Origin of the sequence: Nocardia sp. NBC_01730 (assembly GCF_035920445.1) — a bacterium.
GTDB lineage: Bacteria > Actinomycetota > Actinomycetes > Mycobacteriales > Mycobacteriaceae > Nocardia.
Genome location: NZ_CP109162.1, coordinates 2,891,351 through 2,900,415 on the forward strand (window position 1 = coordinate 2,891,351; position 9,065 = coordinate 2,900,415).

Below are 9,065 nucleotides of genomic sequence, written 5' to 3' on the forward strand. Positions count from 1 at the left end.
GCCGCAGTACACGCCCAGGAAGTTCGACCCAGGATGTCCACAACTCGAGAAAGCCGAAAACCACAGTGGGCCAAATCAAGCTCGACACAGTTGAGGGCGCGGCGTGACCGCCATTCTCGATTCGGCGCTGGAAGTCCGCTGCTCGCAGTATCGCCGCGAATTCGATCTGCCCGCAGCGGTCGATACCACCTCGCGCCGCATTCTGCTGCATATCGGCACCGATTACGGCGCCATCACGATGCCCGCCGAGCTCGGCGAACGAGTACAGCAACGGCTCGTCCAGGCCGGGATCGCAGGCCCGGTCGTCGAACATCCGCGCGCCCGGCTCTGGACGTTCCTCACCGGACCCGCCCGGCGCGACACGCTCAGCACCGGCGTCTCGGCCCAGTTGTTCCGGTTGTATGCCACGGTCGCGTGTACCGGCAGCCAGGTCGTGCTGCCCTCGCCGGAGGACGAGCGCACCGGCTACCGCACCTGGATCCGACCACCGGAGGTCGCGTCGCCCCGGCCGCCGCTCAGCGCCGTGATCGAGGCGACGCGGGAGGTCGGCACGCGGAAAGTCCGCGTCGAGTAGGAAGTTCAGCGCGTCCGCGCCGAGGCCGCCGTACTGCGCAGCGCCTGCACGGTGGCCGCGGGATCCGCGGTGTTGTAGACCGCGGACCCGGCGACGAAGCAATCGACGCCCGCCTCCGCGGCGGCCTCGATGGTGTCGGCGTTGATGCCGCCGTCGATCTCGACCACCAACCGCAGCTCGCCGGAGTCGACGAGGTTGCGCACGACGCGCGCCTTCTCCAGCACGTGCGAAATGAACGACTGCCCGCCGAAGCCTGGCTCCACGCTCATCACGAGCAGCGTGTCGAACTCGCGCAGGATCTCCAGATACGGTTCGATCGGCGTATTGGGCTTCACGGAAAGCCCGGCCTTGGCGCCCGCCGCGCGGATGTCGCGCGCGACCGCGATCGGATCGTCGGTCGCCTCCGCGTGAAAGGTCACGTTGTAGGCGCCTGCCTCGGCGTACGGCGGCGCCCAGCGACCCGGGTCATCGATCATGAGGTGGCAGTCCAGTGGGATGTCGGTCGCCTTCAACAGGCTTTCGACCACGGGAAGACCGATCGTGAGGTTCGGTACGAAGTGCGCGTCCATCACGTCGACATGCAGCCAGTCGGCGCCCTCGACGGCCCGCATCTCGTCCGCGAGGTGTGCGAAGTCGGCGGACAGGATGGACGGGGCGATCATCGGAACGGCCGGACGCGTGAAAGTCGGGTTGGACACAACGCGGCAGTCTAACGGTCGGTAGGGTTGCCCGGCGCGGGAGTGGGTAGCCTGCATAGGATGATCAATATTTCGGCGGAACAGGGGCTCTACAGCACCCCGGTGGAGATTCGGGTGGCTGCGTCGGTGACACAGCTGCCCATCGTGCGTGGGCTCGCCGAAACACTCGTCCTACTCAGCGATTTCACGCTGGACGAGGTGGCCGACATCCGGCTTGCCGTCGACGAGGTCTGCTCGACGCTGATCGCGGTCGCGGCACAGGAAACCAGCCTGAACTGCCGGTTCACCGTCGGTGACACCGAGCTGCTCGTCCGGGTCGACGGGATCGCGGAGAAGCCGGGGCTGCCCGACCAGCGCAGCTTCGGCTGGCATGTGCTGCGCACGCTCACCGACGCGGTGAACGCGACACAGGATTCGTTCGATTCGACGGTTTCCGGGTATCCGACGAGGGTCGAGTTCCGTCGGCTCCGGGGGAAGGCGTAGTGGCCGACGAGGAGACCGTGTCCGAAACCCGACAAAACGACGACGCCGACACGCTGACCACGGAGGACGCCGTCGAGGAGAGCGAAACCCTCGAGGCCGCGGGCGCGGTCCCTGGTTACGACGATGTCGGACTGCTCTTCGGGCAGCTCACCGCCAGTGAGCCGGGCACCGCTCGGCACACCGCGCTACGCGCGGAACTGATCAGCCGCTGCATCCCGCTCGCCGACCACATCGCACGCAAGTTCAGCGGACGCGGCGAACCGTTCGACGACCTCACCCAGGTGGCCAGGGTCGGTCTGGTGCACGCGGTGGACCGCTTCGACATCGAGCGGGGATCGAACTTCCTATCCTTCGCGGTGCCGACCATCATGGGGGAGGTCCGCCGCTATTTCCGCGACAATACGTGGGCGATGCGAGTCCCGCGGCGGGTCAAGGAAACTCACCTGCGCATCGGCGCGGCGATCGACTCGCTCTCGCAAAGCCTCGGCCGCGCGCCGACCGCAAAGGAGATCGCGGCGGAGTTGGACGTCCATCCGGACGAGGTGACGCAGGCCGTCATCGCGGGCAACGCCTACCAGCCGAGCTCGATCGACGCGGCCACGCTGGGCCGCGACACCGAAGCCTCGCTGCTGGACACCCTCGGCGAGGAGGAGTCCCAGTTCGACCGTGTCGAGGAATACGTCGCGATCCGGCCGCTGCTGGCCGGACTGCCCGAGCGGGAACGCCGGATCCTCACCATGCGATTCTTCGAATCGATGACACAAACCCAGATCGCACAGCAGATGGGGATCTCGCAGATGCACGTGTCGCGCATCCTGGCGAAAACCCTTGCCCGCCTGCGCGATCAGTCCAGCCGCGAGTGATGAAGCTCAGCCCCGCCCGCGTTCGCGCAGCGTGCGCGCCTTCGCCGGGGCGGTGAGCCACCAGGCGGCGTCCAACATCTCACGCAGCCGATCGGAGGCAACGCGATCCAGGTCGACAAGGATGTAGGCGCAGCCGTCATAGTGCGGCGTGTGTAGTAGCCGGGATCGCCGGAGACCAGCAGCGCCTCTTTCTCCGCCATCTCGTAGACCGGCACGAGCCCGCCCTCGGGCCTCGCGACGCAACCGGGCGAACCCCTTGTCGTCGACCTTCAACGCCGGGCTGCGCCACCAGATCGACTCTTCCACGCCCGGGAGCTCGGTCGCCAAAGCCACTACGTCCTGCCAGGTCATCGTCATGATCCAAGAGTGCGGCAGGACCGGGCGTCCACGCTTGGACCAATGCAACTCAGCGCGGCTTGCGGAGCGCGGCCAGGAACATCGCGTCGGTGCCGTGCCGGTGCGGCCACAGTTGCGCCCCTGGTCCGTCGCCGACGTCGGTGACGCCGGGCAGCAGGTCGCGGGCGTCCAACTGCTCGGCACCCAGACGACGCACGGCATCGGCGACGACAGACACTGTCTCGGCCAGATGCGGGGAACAGGTCGAGTACACGACGACCCCGCCCGGCCGCAGCAGATCCCATGCGGCGGTGAGTAATTCGCGCTGCAGCACGACCAGTTCACGGACATCCCCAGGGGTCCGCCGCCAACGCGCCTCCGGCCTGCGGCGCAGGGCGCCCAAGCCGGTGCACGGGGCATCCACCAGGATGCGGTCGTAGCCGCGAGTCAGTCCGCTCGCGCGGCCATCGGCGACGTGGACGTCGACCGGAAGGTCGCGCACCGTTTTGCGCACCAGTTCGGCGCGGTGCTCGGCGGGCTCGACCGCGTCGACCCGGAAGCCGTCGATCGCGGCGATCGCCCCGAGCAGTGCGGCCTTGCCGCCCGGTCCCGCGCACAGGTCGAGCCAGCGGCCGTTGTCTCGGCCATCGAGTCCGGCCCGCGTCAGCGCGAGCGCGACCAACTGGCTTCCTTCGTCCTGTACTGCTGCCATGCCCTCGCGCACCGGCTCGAGCTTGCCTGGGTCGCCGCCTTCCAGGTACACCGCGTACGGCGACCATCGGCCTTCCGCGCCACCGGTCACCAGCGCGAGTTCCTCCGCGGTGATGTCGCCGGGCCTGGCCACCAGATGCACGAGCGGTCGGGCGTCGTCTGCGGCGAGTACCTCGCGCAGCTCCCCCGCCCGCGCGCCGAGCGCATCGGCGAACGCCTGCGCGATCCACACCGGGTGCGCATACTCGAAGGCCAACCTGCCGACGGGGTCGGCGGGCGCGAGCGTTTCGACCCATTGCTCGGTGGTCCGCTCCCCCGCCCGCCGCAGGACTGCGTTCACGAAACCGGCCTTGCCGGTGCCGAATTCGGCGCGGGTCAGGGCCACCGAAGTGTCGACCGCGGCGTGCGCGCCGATCCTGGTCCGCAGCAGCTGATAGGCACCCAACCGCAGTACGTCCAGGAGCGGCCCGTCGATCTCCTCGATCGGCCTGCCTGCTCCCTCGGCGATCACCGCGTCGAGCAGCCCGAGCGACCGGCACGCGCCATAGGCGAGTTCGGTCGCCAAGGCCGCGTCCCGCCCGGACAACCCACGGTCCCGCAGCAGAGCGGGCAGGACGAGATTGGCGTAGGCGTCGCGTTCGCGCACCGCGCGCAGCACGTCCCTGGCGACCGACCGCGGCGGATCGACGTTCTCGTGTCGGGCAGATCGACCGGCGCCCCGCGCATCTTGACGCGCAACAGTCTTCGGCTTCGTGGTGGCGCGCGCCGGGCGCTGCTCGGTGGAACGATCTGTTCGCCCCCCCGTCGCCCGCTGCCCCGTCGAGGCACGCCGTTCGTCACGGTTGCGCCCGCCCGCCTCGCCCTTGCCGCCACCCCGAGAAGGCTGCTCGGCGGCGCGCGATTGCGCGGTACCGTTCCGGTTCTGCGTCACGCGCTTCGGATGTTGGCCGCTGTCGGCCGAGTTCCGCTGCCGTGCGCCGCTCGGCTGTGCACCCTGGGCACGGTCTCGACCGGTGCCGCCGGACCGATTCGTACGCTCCGCCGCGGCATCCTGTTCGCCGCCGCGCCGCCCACCACGTCGATTGTCGTCGCCACGACGGTTTTCGCGCGGGTTCACTCGACCACCGCGCCGGGCCGCAGGCGCGCACCACGCGCCCAGTCGAGCGCGGCCATCATGCGCTTGCCCTGCGGCTGAACCTGATCCAGCCGCACGGCGGTGGTCGCGGTGCCGATGAAGACGCCGGTCTTGCGGACCTCGATCGCCCGCTCCGGCAACACCTCCTCCACCAGCTCGACCGGGCCGAGCTTGAGCCGGGTGCCGTCGACCTCGGTCCACGCCCCCGGCGCAGGGGTGACCGCGCGGATACGTCTGCCGATGGCCAGCGCGGGCTGATCCCACCGGACGTGCCCGGCCTCGACGCCGACCTTCGGCGCGTAGGAGACGCCGTCGTTGGACTGCGGAACCGCTTGCAGCGAACCGTCTTCCACACCATCCAGGGTCGCCTCGAGCAGCCGGGCGCCACTGTCGGCGAGTCGCTCCAGCAGCGTACCCGCGGTGTCGGTAACGGAGATCTTCTCGGTCACCATGCCGAACACCGGGCCGGTGTCCAGTCCGGCCTCGATCTGGAAGGTCGACGCGCCGGTGATCTCGTCGCCGCCGTCGATCGCTGCCTGCACCGGTGCGGCCCCGCGCCAGGCGGGCAGTAGCGAGAAGTGCAGGTTGATCCAGCCGAACCGGGGGATATCGAGCACCTGCTGTGGCAGCAGCGCGCCGTAGGCCACCACAGGGCAGCAGTCCGGCGCCAATTCGGTGAGTTGCGCAATGAATTCGGGCTCGGACGGCCGCCGCGGCGTGAGCACCGGAATACCGCGCTCGTCGGCCAGCCTGCCGACCGGGGACCTGGTGACCTTGCGACCCCGCCCTGCCACCGCATCCGGCCGGGTGACCACCGCGACCAGCTCGTGGCGCCCCGATTCCAGGAAGCGCCGCAGCGACGGCACCGCCGGTTCGGGGGTCCCCGCGAAGACGATGCGCATCAACGGCCCAGCCCGAACGGGTTGGCTTGGCCCGTTCCACTCAGCGACCGCGCGGGCCGTACCGTCGATCCTGCGGAGAACCAATCGGATTCGCGGATGGTCCGCATCGCCTCCTTGCGCTGGGCCGGGTCGAGGCGATCGATGAACAGCACGCCGTCGAGGTGATCGGTCTCGTGCTGCACGCACCGCGCGAGGAGCCCCTCCGCCTGCCACGTGACGGGCGCGCCGTCCAGGTCCACACCGGACGCGCGCACGCGCCGCGCGCGCCGCGTGTCGTAACGCACTCCGGGTATCGACAGGCAGCCCTCCGGACCGACCTGCTCCTCGTCACCGATGACCTCCCACTGCGGGTTCACCAGGTGTCCTGCGGCATCGCCGGTGTCGTAGACGAACACACGCAGCCCGACCCCGATCTGCGGCGCCGCCATGCCGACTCCGCCGTCGTCGTGCATGGTCTCGGTCAGGTCGGTCACCAGCTGTCGCAGGTCGCGGTCGAACGCGGTGACCTCCGTGGCGCGGGCACGCAGGATGGGATCGCCGAACAGGCGAACGGGCTGAATGGTCACGGCTGGCTCCCGGAAGCGGACGAACACGGTCGTCTCATTCTAGTGAGACGACGCGGATATCCCCGATTCGCCAACCGGAAGCTGGTAGAACTGCTATGCGGTCCGGGCGGGGTGTGGAGCCCCCCGCCCGGCCGCCCGAAAAACGACCTGGTCAGCGACCCTGAGAGGGATCTTTCCTGCTGTTCACCTCCGACATCAACCAACAGGTGAACGCCGCGGCCGGCCACGCGACGGCGCCGTGGTCGTGCTCGGTGACGGCTCGGTCCGCACCGCGCCCGAGACACCAGAGCACGGCGGCCGGGTGGGGTATTGCGGGCATGATGCGCCTTCAACCTGCCGAAACCGGCTGAGTACCGCACAATACCCCGATGGCTGCAAGCAAGAAAAAGGTTCCACCGCTGCCCGTGATCCGGGTCGTCGAGCGGATTCGCGCCGCATTGACGGTACTGAACCGGAAGCTCACACCCCCACCTCTCGCCCTGTTCGAGATGATTGCCGCCGCCTCGACGGCACAGGCCGTCTGTGCGGCTGCTCAGCTCGGCATCGCCGACGCGTTGGCCGCAGGCCCGCGCGACCTCGCGGATCTGGCGGCCGACATCGACGCCGATCCCGACTACCTGCGGCGACTGCTTCGCTGGCTGATCAGCCAGGACATCTTCACCCAGCACCCGGACGGAACCTACGGTCTGACACCGCTCGCCGAACCCCTACGCGCGGACGCGCCGGTGTCCATGCGCAATTTCGCGCTGTTCATCGGCTCTCCCCAGCATCGCCAGTACTGGTCATACCTGAGCGATGCGGTGCGGACCGGGGCCGCGGTGATTCCCGAGGGCATGGATGGTCTTCCGTTCTTCGACTACGTCCGCAAAGACCGCGAATTCGGTGCCGTCTTCGACGGCGCCATGACCAGTATTTCGGAGCTGATGCTGGAACCGATGCTGGCCGCCGGTCACTTCAACCGATTCGGAACGATCGTCGACGTCGGCGGTGGGCGGGGCAGGCTGCTCGCCGAAATTCTCGCCCGAGCACCCGAAACCCGCGGCGTTCTCTTCGATCTGCCCGAAATCGTCGCCGACGTGCAGGCACCAGACCGGTGCACCGTCGTTGCCGGTTCCTTTTTCGATACAGTTCCCGAGGGCGGAGACGCCTATGTTCTCAAACATATCGTGCACGACTGGGCCGACAGTGAGGCCGAGAAGATCCTGCGCACCGTGCACCGCGCCATGGCCGGGTCGGCACGACTGTTGTTGCTGGAAGTAGTTCTCCCCGAAGGAAATCGGCCACACCGGGGTAATTTCCTCGATCTGGAGATGATGGTCAGCGCCGGTGGTCGCGAGCGCACCGAACGGGAATTCCGCGAGCTTCTCACCGCCGCGGGATTCGAGTTGGTCCGCATCACCCCCACCGCCACACCCGACAGCATCCTAGAAGCGCGCAAGGCGGAGTGACCAGGTCCTCGGGACGCATGCTGTGTCCTCTTCAGTATGAGCGAGGGGCGCTCCGTGGTCGCGCTCCGGGCGCAACTGGTCGCCCCACCAGGAGTGGCTTTCAAGGCAGTGGATGGCCCAGTGACACCGGGCGAGCCAACTGTCAACTCGACCCCCTTCCCCATCAACAGCGTTTGGAGCAGCTGTGAGTTCGTCGTCTTCCCCTCGCAGTGCCCTGCTGATCGGCGCCGGCATCGGCGGACTTACCCTCGCGCTCGCGCTCGCGCGACGCGGCGTCACCGTAGAAGTCATAGATATCAATCCGGACCGCAACGTCGCCGGCTGGGGGCTCAGCCTCACTGGACCGAGTCTGCGAGCTCTCGATGCGCTCGGTCTCGCCGACGAGTGCATCGCCGCCGGTTACGGAATCACGGCAATCAGCAACTGCGGCTCGAACGGGGAAGTGCGCAACATCATCCCCTTGCCGCCGCTGCTCGGTCCACAGCGTCCCAGCCAGATCGGGCTCGGCCGGCCGGCGCTGTACGACATCCTCTGCGAGGCTGCGCTGGCAGCCGGAGTCGTGATCAGCTACGGGCGCACGATCGACGGGCTGCACGACAACGGAGAAACTGTCCGGGCCACCGTCAGCGACGGCACTGAGCGCTTCGCCGATATCGTCGTCGGTGCCGACGGGGTCCATTCCCGGGTGCGGTCGTTGCTCGGCATTCCCAGCAGTTCGCGATACATCGGGCAGATGGTCTGGCGGGCTCTCGTACCTCGCCCGGGCTGGGCGACATCACTGCACACCTTCGCGGGCACTGGAAACAACGCTGGGCTCGTCCCGATCGCGGACGACCGAGCGTACGTCTTCCTCACCGAGAACCAGGCGGAGCCTACCCTGATACCGGAGGACACCCTGGCCGACAGCATGCGGGAGCTGCTGGCTCCATTCAGCGGGCGAGTCGCCGAGGTCCGTGACCTCATCACCGATTCGGCGTTCGTCGTGCGGCGGCCTGTGCAGGTGGTCATGGTCGAGGGCCCATGGCACCACGGCCGCACCGTGATCATCGGTGATGCCGCGCATGCGCCCTCACCGCAATTGGTCAGTGGCGCCGCTCTCGCCATCGAGGACGGCGTTCTGCTCGCCGAGGAATTGGCCGCGGCGGCCGACGTCGAGAAGGCACTGGTCGCTTTCACACGGCGGCGGCTGGAGCGATGCCGACTGGTAGTCGAGTCCTCGGTCCGAATCGCCGACCTCGGTCGCACCGGCCGGCACGCCGAAGCAGACGACGTGCAGCAGCGATGCCACCGAGCGATGGCTGTGCCGGTGTGACCGACATCCGGTCGACCCTGCAATTTCTGGCACATGT

At 68.4% G+C, this 9,065-nt stretch carries 10 protein-coding genes; 5 read left to right on the forward strand and 5 right to left on the reverse strand.

Annotation, left to right across the window (positions count from 1 at the left end; translation table 11 throughout):
• Positions 1-103 precede the first annotated feature (103 nt).
• On the forward strand, positions 104-574 hold the full coding sequence (locus OHB12_RS11205) for a hypothetical protein (protein WP_327118720.1): 471 nt from the start codon (positions 104-106) through the stop codon (positions 572-574).
• A gap of 5 nt (positions 575-579) precedes the next feature.
• Here OHB12_RS11205 and rpe read toward each other — a convergent pair whose 3' ends face one another.
• Complete coding sequence (gene rpe, locus OHB12_RS11210; RefSeq protein ID WP_327121020.1) at positions 580-1,236, reverse strand: ribulose-phosphate 3-epimerase; 657 nt, start codon at positions 1,234-1,236, stop codon at positions 580-582.
• A gap of 96 nt (positions 1,237-1,332) precedes the next feature.
• Here rpe and OHB12_RS11215 point away from each other — a divergent pair, with 96 nt between their 5' ends.
• Together OHB12_RS11215 and OHB12_RS11220 are read left to right on the forward strand one after the other, a co-directional pair.
• Positions 1,333-1,755, forward strand: coding sequence for an ATP-binding protein (locus OHB12_RS11215; RefSeq protein ID WP_327118722.1), 423 nt, complete (start codon positions 1,333-1,335; stop codon positions 1,753-1,755).
• Between the two features lie 17 nt (positions 1,756-1,772).
• Complete coding sequence (locus tag OHB12_RS11220; protein WP_327118724.1) at positions 1,773-2,618, forward strand: SigB/SigF/SigG family RNA polymerase sigma factor; 846 nt, start codon at positions 1,773-1,775, stop codon at positions 2,616-2,618.
• A 6-nt stretch (positions 2,619-2,624) separates the two neighbouring features.
• Here OHB12_RS11220 and OHB12_RS11225 read toward each other — a convergent pair whose 3' ends face one another.
• The 4 genes from OHB12_RS11225 to def all read right to left on the reverse strand — a co-directional run bounded on the left by OHB12_RS11225 (position 2,625) and on the right by def (position 6,268).
• A complete protein-coding gene (locus tag OHB12_RS11225; RefSeq protein ID WP_327118726.1) occupies positions 2,625-2,969 on the reverse strand; it encodes an MmcQ/YjbR family DNA-binding protein in 345 nt (114 codons plus the stop codon).
• A gap of 55 nt (positions 2,970-3,024) precedes the next feature.
• Positions 3,025-4,596, reverse strand: coding sequence for an RsmB/NOP family class I SAM-dependent RNA methyltransferase (locus OHB12_RS11230; RefSeq protein WP_327118728.1), 1,572 nt, complete (start codon positions 4,594-4,596; stop codon positions 3,025-3,027).
• 182 nt (positions 4,597-4,778) lie between these two features.
• Positions 4,779-5,702, reverse strand: a complete 924-nt coding sequence (fmt, locus tag OHB12_RS11235; RefSeq protein ID WP_327118731.1) for a methionyl-tRNA formyltransferase — start codon at positions 5,700-5,702, stop codon at positions 4,779-4,781.
• Positions 5,702-6,268: a peptide deformylase gene (def, locus tag OHB12_RS11240; RefSeq protein WP_327118733.1), complete on the reverse strand. Its 567-nt coding sequence runs from the start codon at positions 6,266-6,268 to the stop codon at positions 5,702-5,704. The genes fmt and def overlap by 1 nt, the downstream gene beginning before the upstream one ends.
• 368 nt (positions 6,269-6,636) lie before the next feature.
• Between def and OHB12_RS11245 the strand changes: the two genes are divergently transcribed.
• Complete coding sequence (locus OHB12_RS11245) at positions 6,637-7,716, forward strand: methyltransferase (protein ID WP_327118735.1); 1,080 nt, start codon at positions 6,637-6,639, stop codon at positions 7,714-7,716.
• A 184-nt stretch (positions 7,717-7,900) separates the two neighbouring features.
• Entirely contained in the window at positions 7,901-9,028 is a 1,128-nt protein-coding gene (locus tag OHB12_RS11250; RefSeq protein WP_327118737.1) for an FAD-dependent monooxygenase, read from the forward strand.
• Positions 9,029-9,065: the final 37 nt, after the last annotated feature.